Genomic DNA, 23,146 nt, shown 5'->3' on the forward strand with positions numbered 1-23,146 from the left:
CTATTTATTAGTATGTTCTTAAAATACAAACTTACAATTTAAGACTATTCATAATGTAATGCATCAATTGGATTGAGTTTTGCCGCCTTGCGAGCTGGATAAATACCAAAGATCAAACCAATTGCCATAGAGAAGGCAAAAGACATTACAATAGTTGGTATAGATATAACTGTACTCATGCCTGAAGCCATACCAATTAACTTAGAGGCCCCTATACCGAGTGCAATACCTATAATGCCCCCCATCAGACTGATAACAACAGCCTCGATAAGAAACTGTGTAACGATAACACTATAAGTTGCACCTAAAGCCTTACGCACCCCAATTTCTCTTGTCCGTTCTGTTACTGATACGAGCATAATATTCATAATGCCGATACCACCAACAACGAGAGAGATAGCAGCTACAGCGCCAAGGAATAATGTTAATGTTCCTGTAGTTTCCTCCATAGTTTCCATGATGGAGTTCATGTTCTGAATATTGAAATCATCTAGATTAGTATCCTTGATTCCATGACGTACGCGCAACAGGTTTTCAATATCGGATTGTAAACGATCGATACCGTTTTCATCCTTACCTACTACGTAGATCATTCGAAGATAATCAACACCTTCTACCCGTTCCATGGCTGTAGTATACGGGATAATAACCATATCATCTTGGTCATTACCCATAGCACCACTGCCCTTACTATTAAGGACACCAATGATACGGAACGGAATGTTTTTAACACGAATTTCTGCACCTACTGGATCTTCATCACCAAATAGATTTTTAACAACTGTTTTACCTACTACTGCCACACGTTCACGATTCTGTACATTCTTTTCAGATAAGAAGCGACCAGATTTCATAGACCAATTGTTTACATCTAAATAGTTATAACTAACACCAGATACAGAAGTGGTCCAGTTTTTATTTTGATAAATTACTACATACGAACCATTTGTCATCGGACTGGCAGCTCTTACACCATCCAATTTTGAAATCGCTTCGTAATCAGAAACCTTTAAAGACTTCATAGAACCTGCAGAAGGTCGAACCCCTGGTGTGCGTGGTGCCCCAGGCATAACCATCAATAGATTAGATCCTAAGCTAGAGATGGAGTTTTGAATATCTTGCTTTACACCATTACCAATAGATACTAAGGCAATTACGGCAGCTACACCGATGATGATGCCTAACATGGTTAAAATGGAACGCATTTTATTAGCAATGAGGGATGCCCATGCCATTAAGAAACTCTCTTTATACATGTGGCACCTCCTGTACAGGCGTCATATTAAGATTTTGAGAATCCTCTACAATCAAACCATCACGCAATACTACATTACGACTTGCATAGGTTGCAATTTCAGGTTCATGAGTAACGAGGATAATTGTACGCCCTTCATCATAGAGACCTCTAAAGATATTCATAACATCAATAGTCGACTTGGAGTCAAGGTTGCCTGTCGGTTCATCGGCCATGATGATAGCCGGATTATTCGCTAACGCACGAGCTATGGCTACACGTTGACGCTGACCACCAGATAACTCAGATGGCAAGTGATCCATACGATCCCCAAGGCCAACAGAGGATAACAATGCTGCAGCACGTTCATTACGTGACTTTTTATCCATCCCTGCATAAATCATAGGGAGCGCCACATTCTCTAAGGCTGTCAATTTTGTTAATAAGTTAAAACTTTGGAATACAAAGCCTATTTGTTTGTTTCGTACAAAGGCCAATTCATCGTCGGATAAGGTAGCAACCTCATCGCCATTTAGGCGGTATGAACCTGTTGTTGGTCTATCTAAACAACCAAGTATGTTCATAAAGGTAGATTTACCAGAACCAGATGGCCCCATAATAGACACAAATTCGCCTTTGTTGACCTGTAAATCAATACCATGCAGAACAGGCACCGATAATTTACCATTTACATAGGTCTTCGTAATCCCTTGTATATCGATTACTGCTTGATTCATATTCACCTACTATTAGAACGGTCCACGGCTATTATTCTTAGGAGCTGTAACATCACCACTTACGATGATTTCATCACCTTCAGACAAACCTTTTAAAATTTGTACATTAGTATCACCAGTTACACCTGTAGAAACAGCGGTACGTACTGGTTGACCATCCTTGATAACATATACGTATTCACCTTGCTTATCTGTACGCACTGCAGTAAGAGGTACAACCAATGTATTTTTAATATCTTCACCAAAGATAGTTGCACGAGCCGTCATAGATGGTAAGAAATTGTTTGAAATATTTTCAGGAATTTGAACTTTTACGGTATAGTACACAACGCTATTGCTTGTAGCGCCCATATTGCCTTTTGTACCTTTTGCAATTTCAGACACGTAACCTGTGAAAGTTTCACCTGGCTTAGAGTCTACTGTAAATTCTACTTTAGCTCCTTGTTTGATACTACCAATATCTGTTTCATCTACAGTTAGGTAAATTTCTAAATCACTTAAATCTGCAATCGTAGCGATAATCATTTGTGTAGAAATACCAGTACTGATAGTTTGACCAGCTTTCAATGGTGTACCAATAACAGTACCAGACATTGGCGCCGTAATAGTAGCATCATTTAAATCTGCTGCTGCGCGGTCATACGTAGATTTTGCGCGTTCATAAGCTGTTACAGAATCATCATAGGTTTGTTGAGCAATGGCATTTTGATCGGCTAATGCTTTATAACGGTTCATATCAAGTTCTGCCTTAGCTAATGCAGCGCGAGCATCATCTGCAGAGGCTTGTAATTGACGTGTATCAATATAGGCAATCACTTGACCAGCTGTAACTTGATCATTCTCTTTAACTAAAACTTTTTCAAGTTTACCAGCCACATTCGTAGAAACGTCTACATAATTAACAGGGTTAATAGTACCCGTAGCACTAATGCTCGTTTTTACATCACCCTTTTCTACCTTGCCAGTAGTATATAAGTTTTGTGTTTGCTTAGAACCTTCACTATGCATGTAGTAGTATGTACCACCACCAAGAACACAAAGAACAACAGCACCAGCAATAATGCGTTTACGATGCTTTTGTAAGAATTCTTTCATTATAATCTCCTTATATTAAGACGAAGATATTTGCACAACATGTATCATTTCTAACAATACTAATAGTATCTTTAAATTATACAGTACCAATTACTTTTATGCAATATAATTTTATTCATGAATAAATGATGATAAAAAGAAAATGACCCTTTCGGGTCATTAGATAATATCAACTGCTTAAGATTGATAAAAGTGTATAGTCCTTATCATTGATAGGGAAATTAAGACTTTCTGCCTCTTGATAGGAAATAGGACGAATATGACCATCTATATAGCCCAATAATCGATTATCTGTACCATTCATCAATAACTCAATACAGGTTTCACTCATACGAGCCGCTAAAATAGCATCAAATGCAGATGGACCGCCACCGCGTTGTAAATATCCCAATACGGTCAAGCTCGGATCAAATTCCGTATGTTCCTTAATATAGGATTTTACTTCCCCACTATTGTAAGCACCTTCAGCAACGAGTATCACACTATATTCTTTACCACGTATCTGTGTTTCCTTTAAATGTCGACATACATCATGTAACGGCATAGGATTTTCAGGAACCAATACGATTTCTGCACCACATGCTAGACCAGCTTTAAGTGCAATATGACCAGCTTTACGCCCCATTACCTCTACAATGGCTACCCGCTCATGCGAGTTAGATGTATCGCGAATACGACCAACCGCATCAACTACAGTGTTTAAAGCTGTATCAAAACCTAATGTATATTGAGTACCACCCATATCATTATCTATGGTACAAGGAATAGTCATTGTGGACATACCCAATTTCGCTAAACTGGTAGCACCGCGCATAGATCCATCACCGCCGATAACAATAAGGTGATCAATACTATGAGCCTTTAAAATATCATAAGCCTTTTTTTGAACATCCTCATTTTGGAACTCTGGAAAACGAGCTGTTTTTAGCATCGTTCCACCTTGAGTAATAATGCCTCCCACAGAGCGGTTTGATAAAGGAATAAATTGCTCTTCCATAATGCCTAAATAGCCACGTTCAACGCCGAACACTTCAAAACCTTCATGTATTGCTTTTCTAGTTAGCGCTCTGATGGCGGCGTTCATGCCAGGTGCGTCTCCGCCGCTTGTTAGTATTGCGATTCTTCTCATATCCATTACCCCCTTGTGGTGTACGTTGTTTGGATATAGCTTCTGACTTACGTCCTTTACCTGCCTGATTAGACGTCTTCTGTTTACGACGTTTATCACAGCAAGATGTATTAGATCCTACCTTATTAGAACCTAGTGTATGAGAAGTTCGTTTATGAGCTTCTATTTTCTTAGGTATTCTACTATCATTTGTATTTCTAGTAACAGAATTATTTAGTTTTAGTTCTTGAGATGATTCTTTATCATCTCCATTGTTCATATCATTGGGTTGACGTCTTGCTTTAAATTGCACGCCTGAAGAAACTAATTCATCTTCAATACGTTGCATAAAATCATAGGTCCGACCATTTGTTGTATCTAGTACAAAATCACACTGCTTATATACTGGTTTCCAGGATTGTATCATAGCGTGTACAAAAGCATGTACATTATTGTAATCCATAGTTGGCCGTTTCCCAATTCGGCGATTTACACGGCTCACAATACGAAATTGTGCAGCGCGAATACCAATAATATATGAGTATTTTTTTAATACTTTTAACGTACGATGTTCAATCGGAAAATTACCACCTACAGATATAACCGCTTCATGGTATAAGCATACCTTTTTAAGTACATCCATTTCAGCACGACGGAATGCTTTTTCTCCAATTTTCTTGAATATTTCAGCAATAGGCAACCCAAAACGACCTTCTAATACGCGATCAGTATCTACAAATTGCCATCCCTTGCGTTCTGCAAGATTACGACCGAAATGACTTTTGCCACTTCCCATAGAACCGATGAGCATAATATTGCGTTTTATTATCATCTATTTATGTGCCCCTTATTATTTCATATCCTTCATTGTACTATAAAATGCTACAAAAACAAAGACAGACTATAGACTAACTCTCTATAATCTGTCTCTATTAGTATTACTAAAAATAATTTATATGTTAAGACCTCATAATTGGTTTCACTGCACAATGTACATATACTACATTGCCTTTCCGTTCTATGTCCTCTATTTCTATACGGCGTGAAGGTTCTTTCTCATCAACAGTATTAATCCAGTTTATAAGTCGTTCTGTACTCCCTAATACAGTTAACTCTAATACACCTTCATGCTCATCAGTACTAACAATCATTAATGGTTCTCCTTGCAAAGAATCAAAAACACTTGTATTAGAACTCGTGTTAGATACCTTATTTTGCATAAATGACTCTAACAATTTGGCTTCCTTAGATACAATATAATCTGACTCAGCATGCATTTTAATAACATAGTTTTCTTGTCGCTCTTTTAATTGAGTAACTTTCTGATTTAAACTAATAAATCCATATAGTGAACTACTAATGATGATGCTCCACACTATTACGATCATTAGTATCTTCTCTACTGGATGTGTTGTGCTCTCCTTTAGATCCTTCCACATGGAATGTATATATACCTTTATCTGCTTTAACTGTTCCATGACACTCCATTCCTATTAGTCTGTGTTGAAGACTAGCTATAAACTTACGACACGCATCATCAGTAACACCTACACCATCCACACTAATCTGTCCATCTTTTATATGGAGGTGCTGTAAACTAATACCTTGCTCCATAGCTATATCAATGACATATAGGACTATAGTATTTTGAATCATAGATGATGTATTATATTTTGAACTATTCTTAAGAATTTGATCTTTAATGGCTATTATATCTGCATACTGTTTCCCTATGGACTGATACTGTGGATTTTCTAATAGACTCAATAGTTCTAATTTTTCAGCTTTATAATGTTCGTAACTAGTCCAGCAATAACCTAGAGATAATAATCCTACTATTCCGTATATAATACTCATTCCATATAGATAATATCGATATCTGTGCCACATACTATGCCAATGTAACGAACGAGGCATTAAATTAATGTGTCTATCCTTACCAGCCCAAGCCAATCCATTTAAGCCCCCTTGCTGCCATACCAATGGCCATATCCCAATCTAGTTGGCCTTGTTTACACCGATTACGACCACGACCTAAAAATAGTAGCGGAATATACTCCGTCTCGCCATATATAGAAATAATAGCTTCCATATCCTTTCGTTCCTCTTCAGTTAATTGTTCTAAACCATACAGCTTAATGCCTTGTATTTCATCTACGCCAAACTCCTGCAATCTAACCTCAAGCTGTTCTATCCCTTCTGCTACATCGGTACTAGTAATTGGAATTCTACATTCTTGAATACATATATCGTTCCACCATAGCCATAAGTGTAAATCACCCTTTTCAACAACGCCTGTTACAGTCCCACTACGCCGCATCAAACCGTAACAAATGGGGATAGGCCAAAAATCGATTACATCTACTGGAGCATAAGTGTCTCGTATTCCTTGTTTTAACAGTTCTAATGAATGACGCTCTACAGCTACCATAAACATATGATAATTATGTCTTGGATATTCTCGACGACACGCATCCATTTGGAAGCTATCTCCATCAAAGCTAAAGTAATCCTCTACATTCCACTTGATGAATTCTTTCATATCAAAATCGTGAGGATCATAAGGTGCCACATGCATTTGTGTATCGATATTTGCAACAATGCTGTAGGCGCCATCATCTAAATCATACATTTCAATAAATTTTCGAATATCCTCATCAATAGGTGCACTGCGTTTCATTTCTAGTGCATCGGTAATGACCATAGTTTTATTTTCTACATGAGCTGTAACACATACAATATGTTCATCTGTAATGCATACTCCAGTATGTATTTTCTTTTTTCGTTTCATAGATTCACCTCAATATGGTTTTACCTTTATAACATGCATATTATTATCCTTATCTACCGTCACATACATATGTACTCGACTGACAATTTTGTGACGCTTCAATTTCCCATAACTCATAACATGACGAGGGTTTTCTGATACTGAGTCAGCTTCAATCGTTATTTCCACGTCCGCATCATCAGCTACTATTAGCTTTTGCTGAAAGTCCCATGTATTACCCGCTCTACAATAGCCTACAAACCAATGTGCTCCACTTTGAGCTGCATAGTGTGCCTCTTCTAAATGCAATTCATCTATTGCATTACCTTCACAAATTTGACCAATATGCAGCCCCATAAATGCTAACAATAATAAAAAAGACATTGTAAGTATCGCTACATATGTAATAAATCCAGCATTATTGGTTCCCATGTTCATGACTCGGTTCCTCATGATATTTATACCAATCATATATACTACTTTGACCTATAGAAACTTCATATATAGCTAATCCTCCATATCCAGCAGTATATTGCTTATCACCAGTAAATCGATTAGTAATATACCAACGCATGTGGATAGTTTCACTTTCATCTATACTAAATGGATGCTCTTGTGTATACCCAACATTTCGCTTATCTTTTGTACCTATAATGCGGCTACCACTAACCGGCTGCAAGCTGCCATCCGTAAGCTTTCTATACAGCGCATGGCGTTGTACAGTTAATGTAGTCCGTTTAGTATCGTGAACATATAAAGTCTTATTTCTATCCTCTACAGTTACCTGTACAGGATTCCATATAATTTGAGCTACAACCATACGCCTTGTATACCGGCCATCCTCCATCATCGCAACACTATCTATTAATTTTGCATTCCACATAACTCCGTAAAAAACTATCCCTAATAATAAGGTTAGAACGATAGTAGAAATAGTTATACTCATAAGTGTGGAATACAAAATAAAACCACTTTGTTTATCATGAGTACTCAACGTATTTCCTCCAAAACGAGAGATAAGCTATACACAATAGTTTCATTATCTATGGCCTGTACAGTTAATCGTTGTAGGGCAATGCCATTTTCTACGGTAGGTTCTATGTGTGTTTTATAAGTAATAGATTCCCTAGGGCTCATAATAAATTGAGAGTTATGAATCCCTTCTTGAATGTGACCTGTTTTGTAATACTGGGACTTACTTTCCTCTAAATATGTTACAGTGTCTTGTACTATATAATCCCAATAATACGCCTTATAGATTGTCAAGGTAGCCATCCAAAATACAGATAGTATAACAGGCAATATAAACATAATAATGGCTGTTGATACTAAGGCATCTCCATACATAAATCCCTTAGTGTACTTCTTCCCATCGAATACGTCCCGTCTGCACAGATATCCATATACGATTTCTCTCACCACTTTCTCGATCCCTTAAAATAAGTTCCGTTCCATCATAAGGCAATCCTAGAGAAGAAAAAGAGATAATCGTTAAAGGTTGTACGTTTTCAATCCCTGTAGGTAACGATATATCGACTGTATGATGATGCGCATCCTCCTCTAAGGTATAGCTATCTTTATTTAATATGAATAACATTCGCCCTTTCCCATTCGACTTATGACCAAGCATGGACCAAAGTTGAACCTTTTTTAACATATATACCACTTCTTGAGTACTTCCATTTAATGTATAACGACTGGGCGTCGTAACAATAGGCAAAGACAGAGAAATCAAAAGTAAAAATAAACTAATAGCAATAATCCACTCGGCTAACAAAGAGCCAAACTGATGATGTATAGGTTGTGCCTTAACCATTGATATAACACCTCCATATAGGACCCGCCATGTAAGGCACACCAACCACCAAAGCATAGAAAGGGACCAAATGGAATATATCGATTACGATAGCTCGTTAGTAAGAGATAGAGAGAACCAACGCAAAAGGCTACGTAAAAAAAGCATATAATCTCCCAGGGCGTAAGCCACATGGAAATAGCAGAAAACCATTTCACATCGCCTAGTCCAAAACCTTTATGACTAATAAGACGAAGTCCATATGTAATAGTACCTACAGTCATAACACTTATGATTGTTATAAGCATAGACTTATCATTTAGAAAGCTGTACAAAATGCCACCTATAACAAGCACTAAGGCCCCTTCATCAGGTAATATATAGTAATGCATATCGATGGTAGCACCTGCTATGATGATGAGTGAAAACACAGCATACAAAGCAACGTGAATAAAGGATATTACCTGGGATGAAACTATAATAGGTAGTACTATGGATGCTATATACACGATCAGGGCTATAACATAATGCGTCCCTTTCATACCTTGTCCTTCCATACAATCAACTATAGATATGTAAATCTAACGATTGATATAACTACATATATATGAAAACCTAAATCTACATATATATGAAAACCTAAAACTACATTCCTATCATTAATACATGCACATTAAATACTAAATACTAGTTACTTGATACTGATATTAGATGCTAGATGCTAAATTCTACATATAAGTTACGTTAAGGTGCGTCAGGTGCTTTAACTACAACTGCTTTTGCCGTACCGCCATTAACCACTTCATAAGTAATGGTATATTCCTTATCCTTTGGAGTCTTAACATGTTCTGTAAGATAACCTTCTTTATATAGATTTTCTACAGTTGGTGGTGTATCTACATTCTTGTCGATCATATAGAGCTGCGTTGCATTTTTTATGATTTGAATATCTGCCGTTTCCTTCGCATTTCGTGCTCTATCAGCAGCCGATAAGAATTGTGGCATCGCAATAGCTGCCAATATGGCAATAACGGCTACTACAACCATTAACTCAACAAGGGTAAAGCCCCCTTTTCTCGACTTCTTGAGATTTTCCCGAACACGAGAAATATGTAAGTGGTCTAAAACCCATTGACCACATAGTTCTAATCGAGAATTTAAACCATGAACCATATGTATAACAGAACTCATAATATCCTCCTTATAATGATTAAATAACAGCTATCCATTTATATTGACCTCTATTGTGCTAACTATAAATAGCTATTATGCAACTATAAATAGCTATTGTCCTCCCAACTTAGCAATAGATGTAAATAATGGATACATAACAGATACAACTAAAACGGCTACACCAATTCCCATTACAGTTAGCAAAATTGGTTCTAAAAGCCTCTCTAGTCGAGCGATATATTTTGAAAGTATAGATTCATAGTAATGTCCACAATGATGTAGCATCTTAACGAGCTCTCCACTTTCCTCACCAATAGAAATCATTTGCCATATAAAGGAATTTCCAATATTCTCAGTTCTAAGGCTCTCTTCAAAAGAATGGCCAGTTAATAACTTTGCCTCTACTTTCTCACTACATTCGGCACCATACATATTGCCCCATAAAGGTCTTGTGATATTCATAGTATGAATAATAGAAATTCCAGAATCTAACAAAAGGGCCCAAACCTTTAGCATACTCGTATAGTAAATGCAGGTCATCCATTGGTATCGGTGAGCCAACAGCCAAAGCCAACGATGTACTTTGTGTTTTATACTATGTTGATGGTATGCAAAGACTAAAGCACCTATCCCTACACACTGCATAATAAAGACTAATATAGGATGACTCTTTAACCCTTGTCCTAATGCAAAGAGGGCTCGTGTCATCAATGGTAATGTAATATGCATGGTAGTAAAAACCTTCTCAAAGGATGGAATGATAAACAGGATGGTAACGAGAAAGAATACGTTCATCATGAGAAGAAGAAATATGGGATAAGAAATAGCACTCATAACCTTTTGTCGCAATTGTCGCTCCCAGTCATAGTGACGTGAAATGTATTGTAAGCTTTCACCTAAAGTGCCTGCTGCCTCTCCACTTTCTAGTAGTGCTAAGGCTATCGCAGGGCAGCCTTCACTACGCAATGCTTGCGATAAGGTTTGGCCTCTTTCAATCGATTCATAGAGGGCTGTATATAAAAGCCCTCGCTTCCCATGACAGAGTAACTGTAATGCCCTCCGTAAAGGCACACCAGACTCGATGAGTAATCCCAATTGATAGGTTACATCTACCACCATGGTATGATTCCACTTATGCTTTTTCTTATTCACTTGTAGAGTGATTTTATAAATCTTGTATCCATCGCGCTTTAACCGTGTACCGACCTCCTGTTCTGAATCAGCCCACATCAAACCTTTTACTGTTTCATTATTCTCATTTTTTACGACATATTCATAAGCCTCCATATCTGCACCTACAATAATTGTTGATCTAATAGCGTATGAAGTTGATGCTGCGTTCCATATTGTGCTTTTACATCTCTTACGGCCATTTCTAGTGTTTTCATAGGCAATTGTGTTTCTTGAATAGAGATAATTTGCGGTTCCTTACGGGTGCGTATTAAATTTGCCACTGCATGAGTGTTTAACAAAATATCACGAATGGTAATAAACTTTTTATTCCACCGAAGGAGTCGTTGACATATAACAGCACGTAACACTTGAGATATTTGACTGCGAATCTCCTCTTGTTGTTCACCAGGAAATAGTGAAATCATGCGGTGAACAGCCATCACGGCCCTTTGCGTATGCATAGTGGCCATCACAAGATGCCCCGTTTCAGCCGCATGAAGAGCAGCCTCTAATGTTTCACGATCTCGAAGCTCTCCAACCATAATGACATCTGGGTCCTCCCGCAATGCATCGCGAATACCATTAGACATAGACTTAATGTCGGCACCTAATTGGCGTTGATGAATTAAAGATTTCTTAGGCTTAAACTCAAATTCTATGGGGTCTTCTAAGGTAATGATATGACGCTCCATAGTTTGATTTATATAGTCAATACAACAGGCTAAGGTAAAACTTTTCCCACTACCTGTAGGCCCGCATACAAGCAATAGACCATCATGTGCTTCACATAGTTTTTGAAGTAAATGTCCTTCACTGTTATCCTCTAGCTTAAGTTGTTGATGGCACAATAACCGCAGTGTCCCACATATCGTTTGATTAGCCTTATATAGATGAACACGTATACGCACGCCACAACAGGAACAAGCTTCATCGAGAGATTGCCATTCATAAGAGGCTATACCACAACGTCGTAAAATATCTTCAATTAAGATAGTAGTACATATAAACGCAGTAGCCTTCAATCCATCACCATGTCGCAAATAGATAGGCTCACCACATTGTAGATGAATATCTGTGGATGATAATTGTATTGCTTGTTCAACAATGGTTTCTAAATTTCCACTATTACAGCATGAGTCCACAACGATGCACCTCCTCTATCGATGTAACATGCTGAGATACAGCTTCACGAGCGGAATCCTCTAGGGACAAAAGTAAATGTGCTTCTAATTGATCCCAGTGAACTGAATTGGTTGGTATTTCTAAATATTCAAAGAGCGCAGTCCGTCCATGATACGTGGTGCCATCAAATTTTCGAACTAAACGTTGCGCTATTGCCCCCATTAAAGTAGCCCGTATTAAATACGGTTCTACCCCCATATCCATGAGACGCGTTACAACACCAATAGCTGTGTTAGTATGAATTGTAGATAACACTCGATGCCCTGTTAAAGCAGATTTAACGGCCAGCTCTGCAGTCTCCTTATCCCTGATTTCACCAATCATAATCGTATCTGGATCTTGCCGTAGCACTGATCTAAGCCCTTTGGCAAATGTAAAGCCAATCTTCTCATTAATACCAATTTGTATGGCTCCTTTAATTTCAGCCTCTACGGGATCTTCAAGACATATGAGCTTTGTTTCCTCGAGATTTAACATGCGTAACATGGCATATAAGGTAGCCGTTTTACCACTACCGGTAGGCCCACAGATGAGTAACAATCCATAAGGACGTTTGAGTAGCCCTTCAATATGTTCAAAAATATCTGTACGCATACCTAAGGCTTTTAGATCCTTATGACTCCCTTCATTCCCCATGAGCCGACATACTAAGGTCTCGCCATACAAACTGGGTAATGTGGATACGCGCATTATTACAGATCTATCCTTATGACTCCAAGCCCATCGACCATCTTGAGGCAATCTCTTTTCACTAATATCTAATGCACTACAAACCTTGATGCGATTGATAATAAGTTCAGCCTCTTCAGAAGACACAGTCATATTTGTTCGTAGTAATCCATCTTGTCGTAACCGAACTTGGACACCACTTTTTGTGGGATCAAAGTGAATATCGCTGACATGATGTTCTAAAGCATATAGGATAATGTCGTCTAATGTTACGTCTACATACATGGTCACCTCCTATACCTTGCGGTATGTTTTTACCTCACACTAGCGTATGGCGTTATAGGTTTCGACATCATCACCAAAATCCCTTTTTTATTTTTAAAAATCCACGAAGCGAAAACTTTTCTATTTTTGGGCATACAAAAAAGGCGCCCCGAAGGGCGCCCTTATTGCACTTTTAGCTAAGACGATTTTTATTTTAAGTTATAGAAAACGTCATTACCTTTATATTGTGCTGTTTCGTATAACATTTCTTCAATACGAAGCAATTGATTGTATTTAGCTACACGTTCAGAACGAGCTGGTGCACCAGTCTTAATTTGGCCAGCATTTACAGCTACTGCAATATCAGCGATAAATGTATCTTCTGTTTCGCCAGAGCGGTGAGATACTACACATGTATAACCTGCGCGTTTAGCAAGTTCCATAGCGTCAAATGCTTCTGTTAAAGTACCGATTTGGTTTACTTTTACAAGAATAGAGTTACCTACACCAAGCTCAATACCACGAGCTAAGCGTTTTGTATTAGTTACGAATAAATCGTCACCAACGAGTTGTACACGATCGCCAAGGCGTTCTGTCAATAATTTCCAACCATCCCAATCTTCTTCAGCAAGACCATCTTCGATGGATACGATTGGGTATTTACCTACTAAGTATTCGTAGAAATCCACCATTTCAGCAGCTGTTTTAACTTTGCCTTCGCCAGCTAAATTGTATTTGCCATCTTCATAGAATTCAGAAGATGCAGAATCAAGAGCTAATTTAAAGTCTTTACCAGGTTCATAACCTGCCGCTTTAATAGCTTCACAAATTACTTCTAACGCTTCTTCATTGGATGCCAAGTTAGGAGCGAAACCACCTTCGTCACCTACGGCAGTGCTAAGACCTTTATCATGAAGTACAGATTTTAATGTATGATATACTTCTGCACAGCTACGAAGAGCTTCAGCAAAAGATTCCGCGCCTACAGGCATGATCATAAATTCTTGAATATCTACGTTATTATCCGCATGTGCGCCGCCATTCAAGATATTCATCATAGGAACTGGCAATTCTTTTGCGTTGAAACCGCCAAGGTATGCAAATAATGGCAAATCTAAGGATTCAGCTGCTGCACGAGCTACTGCCATAGATACACCAAGAATTGCATTAGCACCTAAGTTAGATTTATTGTCTGTACCATCTAATTTCAACATCAAGTTATCGATAGCTACTTGTTCAGTCGCATCATAACCAATAATGGCAGGACCGATTTTAGCATTTACATTATCGATAGCTGTTAATACACCTTTACCGGAGTAACGGGATTTATCACCATCACGTAATTCTACAGCTTCAAACTTACCTGTGGAAGCACCAGATGGAACTGCAGCTGTTGCAATAGTGCCATCTTCTAAACATACTTCAACTTCAACAGTTGGGTTACCGCGGGAATCTAAAATTTCTCTTGCAATGACTTGTTCAATTACTGCCATTTCTTCACCTCATAAAAATCTAATGGGATAACTGTCATGCGACAGATATTATATATTGAGCAAAACCATATAGGTTATAACTCTTGTTAACTACTAATATAGTGAAAGTTCTATATTATACTTTTTGTACTAAACTATGACCTGTCATAGATTCTGGTTGTTCTATACCAGCCAAGTCTAATAATGTAGGAGCAATATCACATAATTTGCCAGCCTCTAATGTAGCTGATTTTAAGGCATCACTCATTAAAATTAAAGGAACCAAGTTTGTTGTATGCGCCGTATGAACTTTGCCAGTTTCATGGTTAACCATAAGCTCCGCATTACCATGATCTGCTGTAATCAATAAGTGGCCATTCTTACTGCGTATAGCCTCAACGATACGACCTAAACAAGTATCTACAGCCTGAACTGCTTTAACAGCTGCTTCAAAGCTACCTGTATGACCTACCATATCTGGATTTGCAAAGTTTAAGATGATCATGTCATACGTTTCATCTTGAATAGCTTGTACAACTTTATCGGTTACTTCATAAGCGCTCATCTCAGGTTGTAAATCATAGGTAGCCACCTGTGGAGATTTCACAAGTATGCGGTCCTCACCTTCAAATGGCTCCTCTTTACCGCCGTTGAAGAAATACGTAACATGAGCGTATTTCTCTGTTTCAGCAATACGCAATTGACGATAGCCGCCTACGCTTAGTACTTCGCCTAGTGTTTCAGATAAAATGTCCTTTTCATACACAATATGAACTGGTAAACCATCTTCATATTTAGTCATAGTCGCCATGTATAAAGATAATGGTTCACGGTTAAAGCCATCAAAGTCTGGCAACACTAAGGCTTTTGTAAGCTCACGACCTCGGTCTGGACGGAAGTTACAGAAGATAACAGCATCACCATTCTTGATAGTTCCTTCAGCGTCAATCACTGTAGGAAGAACAAACTCATCAGCTGCATCCTTATCATAGGATTGTTGTACCGCTTCACAAGCTGATGCGGCACTTTCACCTTGACCATGTACAATAGCGTTGTAAGCAAGTTCGACACGGTCCCAACGATTATCCCGATCCATTGCATAATAGCGACCACTTACGGTGGCAATTTTACCACAGTTTAGCTCTGCCATATATGCTTCTAAGTCTTTTAAATAGCCTTGTGCACATTGAGGGGCTACGTCACGACCATCGAGCAAGGCATGTACATAAACGTGCTCAATACCATGATCATGAGCCCCTTTGATAACTGCCTTAATGTGCTCTAAGGAACAATGTACATTGCCATCTGATACTAGACCGATAAGATGTAAGCTTTGTTTTTTAGCAACTTCGTATAATTCCTGCATAACAGGGCGATTATAAAACTCACCAGATTCAACGTCTTTAGTAATACGAGTCAAATCTTGGTACACAATGCGCCCAGAGCCAAGGTTTAAATGGCCAACCTCAGAATTCCCCATCTGTCCTTCTGGAAGTCCTACTGCAAGCCCTGATGCTTCTAATTTTGTATGTGGATACGTATCCCATAATTGATTAAAACAGTGCGGCTTCGCCTGTACTACAGCATTGGTTGTATCTGATTGATCTCCCATGCCAAAGCCATCTAGGATAACTAGCATTACGGGAGCCTTTAATTTAGCCATTTTTAACCTCATATTAAGCGCTTACTTCATTCGCCGCTTTAATAATATCAATAAATTCATCAACTACTAAAGATGCACCACCTACAAGGGCACCATCAATATTGGGTTCCCCAAGGATTTCACGAGCATTTTCGGATTTAACACTACCACCATATTGGATGCGCACGGCATCAGCAGTCTCATCATCGTATAAAGAACGAATGTAATCACGAATTTCTTTACATACCTCTTCAGCTTGATCAGCAGTTGCTGTTTTACCTGTGCCGATAGCCCAAATTGGTTCGTACGCAATAATCAATTGACTAACTTGTTCCTTTGGAACGTCAACTAAAGCACCTTTAAGTTGAGACGTAATCCAGTCTAGAGTATGCCCGGATTCACGTTGTTCTAAACTTTCACCAACACAGACAATAGGAGTCAAATTATGGTGAAATGCACTTTTGATTTTTGCATTTACCGTCTCATCTATTTCACCATAATATTCACGGCGTTCAGAGTGACCAATAATAACATAATTGACGCCTATCTCTGTAAGCATAAGTGGTGAAATTTCACCAGTGAATGCACCAGCATCATGATAATCCATAGTTTGTGCGCCTACTTCAATAGCTGTATCTCGTGTTAGTGCTACAGCACGTTCGATAGCTGTGAAAGGCGGGCAAACAACTACATCACAGGATAATTCCATATCTTGTAACACGCTGTTAAACGCTTCGATCAGAATAGATCCAGACGCAATGGTGCCATTCATTTTCCAATTCCCTGCAATAATGGGTTTTCTCATATTATGCCTCAGACAATGCAGCAATACCTGGTAGAATTTTGCCTTCTAAGAATTCTAAAGATGCACCACCACCTGTGGAGATATGGCTAATTTTATCTGCTAAGCCACTTTTTTCAATAGCCGCTACAGAGTCGCCACCACCAACGATAGTCATCGCATCGGATTCAGCTACAGCTTTTGCTACTGCATTAGTACCAGCTGCAAAGTTTTCCATTTCAAATACACCCATAGGACCATTCCAAATAATAGTCTTCATTGGCGCCAATGCTTCTACATAGAGCTCCCGTGTTTTAGGACCAATATCTAGAATCATCCAACCATCTTCAATATTTTCAACGTCAACGATTTTAGTGTTAGCGTCGTTGCTGAAAGCATCAGCTACTACAGCATCGATAGGTGTCAATAATTTAGCACCTGCTACGCGAGCTTCCATAACAAGATCTGTAGCAATAGCTTCTTGACCTTCTTCAAATAAAGAGCTACCAATGTTGCAGCCTTGTGCTTTAATGAAAGCATTTGCCATACCACCGCCGATGATCATTACATCAACTTTAGGCAAAAGATTTGAAATAACAGAAATTTTATCTGTTACCTTAGCACCACCGATAATAGCTGCCATAGGTGTTTTTGGATGAACTACAGCTGCACTTAATGCATCAATTTCTTTTTTGAGCAAGAAACCTGCTGCCATAGGAATGTAATCAGCAATGCCAACTACGGATGCTGCATTACGGTGGGATACACCGAATGCATCGTTGATTGCTACATCAGCAAGAGATGCCAATTGTTTAGCAAATTCAGGGTCGTTTTTAGTTTCTTCATTATGGTAACGCAAGTTTTCAAGCATCAATACATCGCCTGGTTGTAATGCTTTTACAGCCGCTTCAACCTTAGGGCCAATGCAGTCATCTACGAATGCTACTGGCTTGTTGATAAGCTCAGATAAATGTTTTGCACATGGTGCCAAAGACATTTCAGGTTTGCGTTCCCCTTTTGGACGACCAAAGTGAGAAGCAAGAATTACCTTTGCCCCTTTTTCAATTAAATAATTGATAGTAGGTAATGCACTACGAATACGAGTGTCATCAGTGATGACACCGTCTTTCATAGGAACATTAAAATCAACACGAACAAATACTGTTTTATTATCTACTTGTAAACCTTCGATTGTTTGTTTCATCAAAGCCTCCCGATTATAAGCCTTTGCTTGCTACGAATGCTGCCATGTCGATAAGACGTTCGGAGTAACCCCATTCGTTATCATACCAAGAAACAACTTTTACCATATTGCCATCCATAACCATTGTTAAATCAGCGTCAACAATGGAGCTACGTGGATCGGAGCTGAAGTCACAAGATACTAATGGCACATCAGATACACCTAAGATACCTTTTAATTCGCCAGCAGCTGCTTTGCGGAATGCTTCATTGATTTCTTCTTTAGTTGCAGGTTTTTCAAGTTCGCAAACAAGATCTGTAGCAGATACGTCTGGAGTTGGAACGCGCAATGCAAAGCCATCTAATTTACCTTTTAATTGAGGCAATACTTTAGCAACAGCTTTTGCTGCACCAGTAGTTGTAGGAATGATAGACATAGCTGCTGCACGAGCACGGCGAGGGTCTTTATGACGTGCATCAAGAATTTTTTGGTCATTAGTATAGGAATGAATAGTTGTCATCATGCCGCGTTTAATGCCGAATTCATCACATAATACTTTAGCGAATGGAGCCAAGCAGTTTGTTGTGCAAGATGCATTGGAGATGATGTGGTGTTTTGCAGGATCGTACATATCTTGGTTAACACCCATAACCATTGTTAAGTCTTCGTTTTTACCAGGTGCAGAAATCAATACTTTTTTTACAGTAGGTTGATTCAAATGAACTTTTGCTTCCTCTGCATCACGGTATTTACCAGTACATTCCATAACAATTTCAACGCCTTCTTCAGACCAAGGCAATTTAGAAGCATCGCGGTCATGGAATACGCGAATTTTTTTACCATCAACGTAGATATTTTCTTCATCAAATGTTACTTCGTTAGGAATTGTGCCATGAACAGAGTCATATTTTAACAATAATGCAGTACCTTCATTATCGCCAGTAGCATTGATTGCTACAACTTCTACATCAGGATTGTTAATCGCTGCACGTACTACACATTTACCAATACGACCAAAACCGTTAATACCAATTTTTACTGCCATTGTTAGATCCTCCTAATAACAAAAATATTCTAACAAAATATTTAACTACTAACTTCACTTATAACGCTGAAATTTGTAACAATTGACGCATACCTTCTGCAGCTTGCTCATCAATGATAAGTATGCCTTTTTGACAAGCTCTCATAACACCAATAATGGCACTCGATTTATCTTGTCCACCAGCCACAGCAATTACATTTGGAATTTTTGCAACATCTGGAAGAGATAAACCAATATTATTAGTGGAATAAATCAACTTACCATCTATATCGCAATATTGACCAAGAGCTTCGCCAACAGCATGATTATCAACTAACTGCTTACGCACATCATCAGCTATATGGCGCTGATCCGCCATACGCATAGCTGTGCCAATACCAAACAATAATACGTCAGTCCTACTAATGAGATCCCCAATTTCCTTAATTTGAGGTTCGCAAGTCATTAGCATATGCAATGAGTCTTGCGAAAGCCCATCAGGTAAATGGAGCATTTTATAGGTCCCACGAAGTCGTTCAGCCAGCACTGAAGCAATTACGTTAGCTTGATATTCAACTACCTCACCAACGCCCCCACGGGCAGGTACAACAATAGGATTAAATGGTAATACAGGCATCTCTTCGGCTACGGCAGCCATTGTACTGCCACCACTGATAGCAACTACAGAGTCAGGTTCTAATAATTCCTGTAATAACTTTGCCGCTGCAAAACCTAACTTTTTAACCATCAACGTTCCTTCTGTAGGAGTGATGATAACCCTATCGATATGAAGTGCTTCAGTCAATCGATGTTCTAGCTCGTTAATACGATCTAATTCATTTAAAAAATTTCGCAACTTTGGAACAATTGCATGTCCCTCATCAGTGAGAAAAATTCCTGGTTTATAAATGTCTACAAGACCATTAGCACGCATTAACTCAATATGACTTCGTACGGTTCGCTCTGGAAGGTCCGTTGCAGTAGCTAATGTCCTACGGCCTATAGGCTCTTCATAAACTAGGTGGTTTAATATTTTGTATCGCTCCTTTAATACACTAACGATTTCAGGAACAATACGTTCACATATCATTAGAAACTCGTTCATCGGGTCCCTCCTTTACCCGTTAGGATTGTATGAATCGTTTTTCGTCCCATGTGAACAAAATTCGTCCCACCTAAAACAAAAAAATACTTTTACATCTTTATTGTATACCCTATGTAGATTTTATTCAAGACTTTATAGAAGAAAACGACATAATTTAGATATTTTATACAACTTTGTACCTAAATTATGTCGCTTTATATGATTTATATTATTTTGTACCGAAGATACGGTCACCAGCATCGCCTAAACCAGGCAAGATGTAACCATGATCATTAAGTTTTTCATCAAGGGCCGCTACATAAATAGGAACATCGGGATGTTCTTTATTCACTGCTTCCACACCTTCAGGAGCCGCAACAAGACACATTAACTTAATATTTTTAGCGCCTTTTTCCTTTAACAATGTAATAGCAGCTGCTGCACTACCACCAGTAGCTAACATTGGATCTGTTACTATAAAGTCGCGTTCGCCTACATCAGAAGGTAATTTGCAGTAGTATTCTACAGGTTTCAATGTTTCTGGATCACGGTATAAGCCAATATGACCAACCTTTGCAGTTGGAATCAAGTTAAGCATACCATTGACCATACCTAGGCCAGCACGAAGAATTGGGATAATACCCAATTTTTTACCTGCAATACGTTTGCCAGTCATTTTAGTTAAAGGTGTTTGTACTTCTACATCCTCTAATGGAAGGTTACGAGTGATTTCATAACCCATCAACATAGTAATCTCATCAAGTAATTCTCTAAAATCCTTAGAGCCTGTTTCTGCATCACGCATCAATGTAACTTTGTGTTGAATCAATGGATGTGTCATAACATTAACTTTCATGACTGTCCTCCTATAAATAATTTACATACCCTATCGGTATCCATTTAATATTCATATTTACTCTATCACAGATTAATAAATCATGCCATAAAAATATTAAAAGGGATGTGCCTAGGCACACCCCTTTTATGCTACATATAGGTTTATAGGACTACAAATATGTAATTATTATAATTAATCTAATAGATTAGTATAAAGGATACGCTTCACAAAGTGCTGCCACACGTTTGCTTGCTTCTTCATGAATTGCTTTATCTTCAGGATTTTTAAGAACAGTTGCAATGATGTCTGCAATTTCTTCCATATCTTTTACTTGTAAGCCACGTGTTGTAAGAGCTGGTGTACCAAGACGGATACCGCTTGTTACAAATGGACTAGCAGGATCGAATGGAATTGTATTCTTATTACATGTAATACCTACTTCATCAAGTAAGTGTTCTGCTTCTTTACCTGTTAAACCAGTATTGCGAACATCTACAAGCATAACGTGCGTATCTGTACCACCAGAAACAATTGTTAAGCCTTTTTCTTGCAATGCAGCAGCCAATGCTTTTGCATTATCGATAACTTGTTGTGCATATACTTTAAATTCAGGTTGTAATGCTTCACCAAATGCTACAGCTTTAGCAGCGATAACATGCATTAAAGGACCACCTTGAATACCAGGGAAGATAGCTTTGTCGATTGCTTTTGCATATTTTTCTTTGCAAAGAATCATACCGCCACGAGGACCACGCAATGTTTTATGAGTTGTTGTAGTAACGATATCAGCATGTTCTACAGGATTTGGATGTAAACCTGCTGCTACAAGGCCTGCGAAGTGAGCCATATCTACCATGAAGATAGCATCAACTTCATGAGCTACATCAGCCATTTTTTTGAAGTCGATTTGACGGCTATAAGCACTACCACCAGCAATGATCAATTTAGGTTTAGCTTCTAATACGATTTTACGGAACTCATCATAATCAATTTGTTGTGTTTCTGCATCTACACCATAAGGTACTACATTAAAATATGTACCAGATACATTAACAGGAGAACCATGAGTTAAATGACCACCGTGGGATAAGTTCATACCCACAATAGTATCACCTGGTTGTAATAATGCGAAATACACACCAAAGTTTGCTTGAGAACCAGAGTGAGGTTGTACGTTGGCATGTTCTGCACCGAACAAGCGTTTTGCTCGTTCAATAGCTAATGTTTCGATAACATCAACATTTTCACAACCACCATAATAACGTTTACCAGGATACCCTTCTGCATATTTGTTAGTTAATACGCTACCTTGAGCTTCCATTACGGCTTGAGAAACAAAGTTTTCAGAAGCAATCATTTCTAATTTATCGCGTTGGCGTGCTAATTCTTGATTGATAACAGCTTGAATATTAGGGTCTTGTTTTTCTAAGAAACTCATGAGTATCCTCCTCGTGCAAAACGAATATATATAGGTAATGATGTATTACTTCTCTAATGTTTTAATTTTCTCTACACGGCGTGCGTGACGGCCACCTTCGAACTCTGTTTTCATAAAGATGGCAACAATATCATTAGCTAGGCCCGGACCAATAACGCGTTCCCCCATTGTGAGAATATTAGCGTCATTATGTTCACGACATGCATGAGCAGAGAATGTATCATGACAAAGAGCAGCGCGAATACCTGCAATCTTATTTGCTGCAATACCGATACCAATACCAGTACCACAAATCAAAATACCTCTGTCTGCTTGACCAGATACGACTGCATTTGCTACAGGTACAGCAATATCAGGATAGTCGCAAGAATCAGGTGTATGACAACCAAAATCCTCTACTTCATGTCCCAATGCATTTAACAATTCCTTAACGGATGCCTTTAAATTTAATCCGCCATGATCACAACCAATTGCAACTTTCATA

26 protein-coding genes are annotated in these 23,146 nt (G+C 38.5%); all 26 read right to left on the reverse strand.

The annotated features are described in order from the left end of the window. Positions 1-44: 44 nt before the first annotated feature. On the reverse strand, positions 45-1,256 hold the full coding sequence (locus VEIS1202513_RS04170; RefSeq protein WP_178884799.1) for an ABC transporter permease: 1,212 nt from the start codon (positions 1,254-1,256) through the stop codon (positions 45-47). Continuing rightward, on the reverse strand, positions 1,249-1,971 hold the full coding sequence (locus VEIS1202513_RS04175) for an ABC transporter ATP-binding protein (protein ID WP_005386312.1): 723 nt from the start codon (positions 1,969-1,971) through the stop codon (positions 1,249-1,251). Before VEIS1202513_RS04175 ends, VEIS1202513_RS04170 begins: the two co-directional genes overlap by 8 nt. 12 nt (positions 1,972-1,983) lie before the next feature. Further along, on the reverse strand, positions 1,984-3,066 hold the full coding sequence (locus tag VEIS1202513_RS04180) for an efflux RND transporter periplasmic adaptor subunit (RefSeq protein ID WP_105085731.1): 1,083 nt from the start codon (positions 3,064-3,066) through the stop codon (positions 1,984-1,986). A gap of 169 nt (positions 3,067-3,235) precedes the next feature. After that, a complete protein-coding gene (locus VEIS1202513_RS04185) occupies positions 3,236-4,150 on the reverse strand; it encodes an ATP-dependent 6-phosphofructokinase (protein WP_244856324.1) in 915 nt (304 codons plus the stop codon). Beyond that, positions 4,122-5,006 carry a shikimate kinase gene (locus VEIS1202513_RS04190; protein WP_105093877.1) on the reverse strand — a complete coding sequence of 295 codons (885 nt, stop codon included), beginning with the start codon at positions 5,004-5,006 and terminating at the stop codon, positions 4,122-4,124. The genes VEIS1202513_RS04185 and VEIS1202513_RS04190 overlap by 29 nt, the downstream gene beginning before the upstream one ends. Positions 5,007-5,133: 127 nt before the next feature. Further along, on the reverse strand, positions 5,134-5,325 hold the full coding sequence (locus VEIS1202513_RS04195; RefSeq protein WP_129823105.1) for a hypothetical protein: 192 nt from the start codon (positions 5,323-5,325) through the stop codon (positions 5,134-5,136). A 205-nt stretch (positions 5,326-5,530) separates the two neighbouring features. Then, positions 5,531-6,031 (reverse strand): fimbrial assembly protein, encoded by a 501-nt coding sequence (locus tag VEIS1202513_RS04200; RefSeq protein WP_244856312.1) that lies wholly within the window; start codon positions 6,029-6,031, stop codon positions 5,531-5,533. Between the two features lie 79 nt (positions 6,032-6,110). Then, the gene (locus VEIS1202513_RS04205) at positions 6,111-6,965 is read right to left on the reverse strand and encodes a hypothetical protein (protein WP_213467909.1); all 855 of its coding nucleotides are present in this window, start codon (positions 6,963-6,965) and stop codon (positions 6,111-6,113) included. Positions 6,966-6,974: 9 nt separating this feature from the next. Beyond that, positions 6,975-7,328 (reverse strand): hypothetical protein, encoded by a 354-nt coding sequence (locus tag VEIS1202513_RS04210; RefSeq protein ID WP_244856314.1) that lies wholly within the window; start codon positions 7,326-7,328, stop codon positions 6,975-6,977. 34 nt (positions 7,329-7,362) lie between these two features. Then, positions 7,363-7,827 (reverse strand): hypothetical protein, encoded by a 465-nt coding sequence (locus VEIS1202513_RS04215; RefSeq protein ID WP_244856316.1) that lies wholly within the window; start codon positions 7,825-7,827, stop codon positions 7,363-7,365. A gap of 107 nt (positions 7,828-7,934) precedes the next feature. Then, positions 7,935-8,219 (reverse strand): hypothetical protein, encoded by a 285-nt coding sequence (locus VEIS1202513_RS04220; protein WP_244856318.1) that lies wholly within the window; start codon positions 8,217-8,219, stop codon positions 7,935-7,937. Positions 8,220-8,298: 79 nt separating this feature from the next. After that, positions 8,299-8,760: a hypothetical protein gene (locus tag VEIS1202513_RS04225; protein WP_060924232.1), complete on the reverse strand. Its 462-nt coding sequence runs from the start codon at positions 8,758-8,760 to the stop codon at positions 8,299-8,301. Further along, complete coding sequence (locus VEIS1202513_RS04230; protein ID WP_024064538.1) at positions 8,715-9,296, reverse strand: prepilin peptidase; 582 nt, start codon at positions 9,294-9,296, stop codon at positions 8,715-8,717. The genes VEIS1202513_RS04225 and VEIS1202513_RS04230 overlap by 46 nt, the downstream gene beginning before the upstream one ends. Positions 9,297-9,483: 187 nt before the next feature. Then, positions 9,484-9,930 carry a competence type IV pilus major pilin ComGC gene (locus VEIS1202513_RS04235; RefSeq protein WP_256440057.1) on the reverse strand — a complete coding sequence of 149 codons (447 nt, stop codon included), beginning with the start codon at positions 9,928-9,930 and terminating at the stop codon, positions 9,484-9,486. A 93-nt stretch (positions 9,931-10,023) separates the two neighbouring features. Continuing rightward, entirely contained in the window at positions 10,024-11,199 is a 1,176-nt protein-coding gene (locus tag VEIS1202513_RS04240) for a type II secretion system F family protein (protein ID WP_213467912.1), read from the reverse strand. 8 nt (positions 11,200-11,207) lie between these two features. After that, positions 11,208-12,227 carry a type IV pilus twitching motility protein PilT gene (locus VEIS1202513_RS04245; RefSeq protein ID WP_213467913.1) on the reverse strand — a complete coding sequence of 340 codons (1,020 nt, stop codon included), beginning with the start codon at positions 12,225-12,227 and terminating at the stop codon, positions 11,208-11,210. Next, positions 12,211-13,221, reverse strand: a complete 1,011-nt coding sequence (locus tag VEIS1202513_RS04250; RefSeq protein ID WP_024065659.1) for a GspE/PulE family protein — start codon at positions 13,219-13,221, stop codon at positions 12,211-12,213. The genes VEIS1202513_RS04245 and VEIS1202513_RS04250 overlap by 17 nt, the downstream gene beginning before the upstream one ends. A gap of 188 nt (positions 13,222-13,409) precedes the next feature. Further along, positions 13,410-14,693 carry a phosphopyruvate hydratase gene (eno, locus tag VEIS1202513_RS04255; protein WP_024065658.1) on the reverse strand — a complete coding sequence of 428 codons (1,284 nt, stop codon included), beginning with the start codon at positions 14,691-14,693 and terminating at the stop codon, positions 13,410-13,412. A gap of 115 nt (positions 14,694-14,808) precedes the next feature. After that, complete coding sequence (gene gpmI / locus VEIS1202513_RS04260; RefSeq protein WP_213467914.1) at positions 14,809-16,335, reverse strand: 2,3-bisphosphoglycerate-independent phosphoglycerate mutase; 1,527 nt, start codon at positions 16,333-16,335, stop codon at positions 14,809-14,811. 13 nt (positions 16,336-16,348) lie between these two features. Beyond that, entirely contained in the window at positions 16,349-17,119 is a 771-nt protein-coding gene (tpiA, locus tag VEIS1202513_RS04265) for a triose-phosphate isomerase (protein ID WP_024065656.1), read from the reverse strand. A 1-nt stretch (position 17,120) separates the two neighbouring features. Then, positions 17,121-18,299, reverse strand: a complete 1,179-nt coding sequence (locus tag VEIS1202513_RS04270; RefSeq protein ID WP_060924223.1) for a phosphoglycerate kinase — start codon at positions 18,297-18,299, stop codon at positions 17,121-17,123. Between the two features lie 13 nt (positions 18,300-18,312). Continuing rightward, positions 18,313-19,323 (reverse strand): type I glyceraldehyde-3-phosphate dehydrogenase, encoded by a 1,011-nt coding sequence (gene gap, locus VEIS1202513_RS04275; RefSeq protein ID WP_213467915.1) that lies wholly within the window; start codon positions 19,321-19,323, stop codon positions 18,313-18,315. A gap of 58 nt (positions 19,324-19,381) precedes the next feature. Further along, positions 19,382-20,407 carry a sugar-binding transcriptional regulator gene (locus VEIS1202513_RS04280; protein ID WP_060924221.1) on the reverse strand — a complete coding sequence of 342 codons (1,026 nt, stop codon included), beginning with the start codon at positions 20,405-20,407 and terminating at the stop codon, positions 19,382-19,384. 208 nt (positions 20,408-20,615) lie between these two features. After that, positions 20,616-21,242 carry a uracil phosphoribosyltransferase gene (gene upp, locus VEIS1202513_RS04285; RefSeq protein ID WP_060924220.1) on the reverse strand — a complete coding sequence of 209 codons (627 nt, stop codon included), beginning with the start codon at positions 21,240-21,242 and terminating at the stop codon, positions 20,616-20,618. A 187-nt stretch (positions 21,243-21,429) separates the two neighbouring features. Beyond that, on the reverse strand, positions 21,430-22,662 hold the full coding sequence (gene glyA, locus VEIS1202513_RS04290) for a serine hydroxymethyltransferase (RefSeq protein ID WP_105093887.1): 1,233 nt from the start codon (positions 22,660-22,662) through the stop codon (positions 21,430-21,432). Positions 22,663-22,707: 45 nt separating this feature from the next. Next, positions 22,708-23,145 carry a ribose 5-phosphate isomerase B gene (gene rpiB / locus VEIS1202513_RS04295; protein ID WP_119207967.1) on the reverse strand — a complete coding sequence of 146 codons (438 nt, stop codon included), beginning with the start codon at positions 23,143-23,145 and terminating at the stop codon, positions 22,708-22,710. Position 23,146: the final 1 nt, after the last annotated feature.

It is taken from the genome of Veillonella orientalis, from assembly GCF_018406505.1.
In the GTDB taxonomy this organism is placed as follows: Bacteria; Bacillota; Negativicutes; order Veillonellales; family Veillonellaceae; genus Veillonella; species Veillonella nakazawae.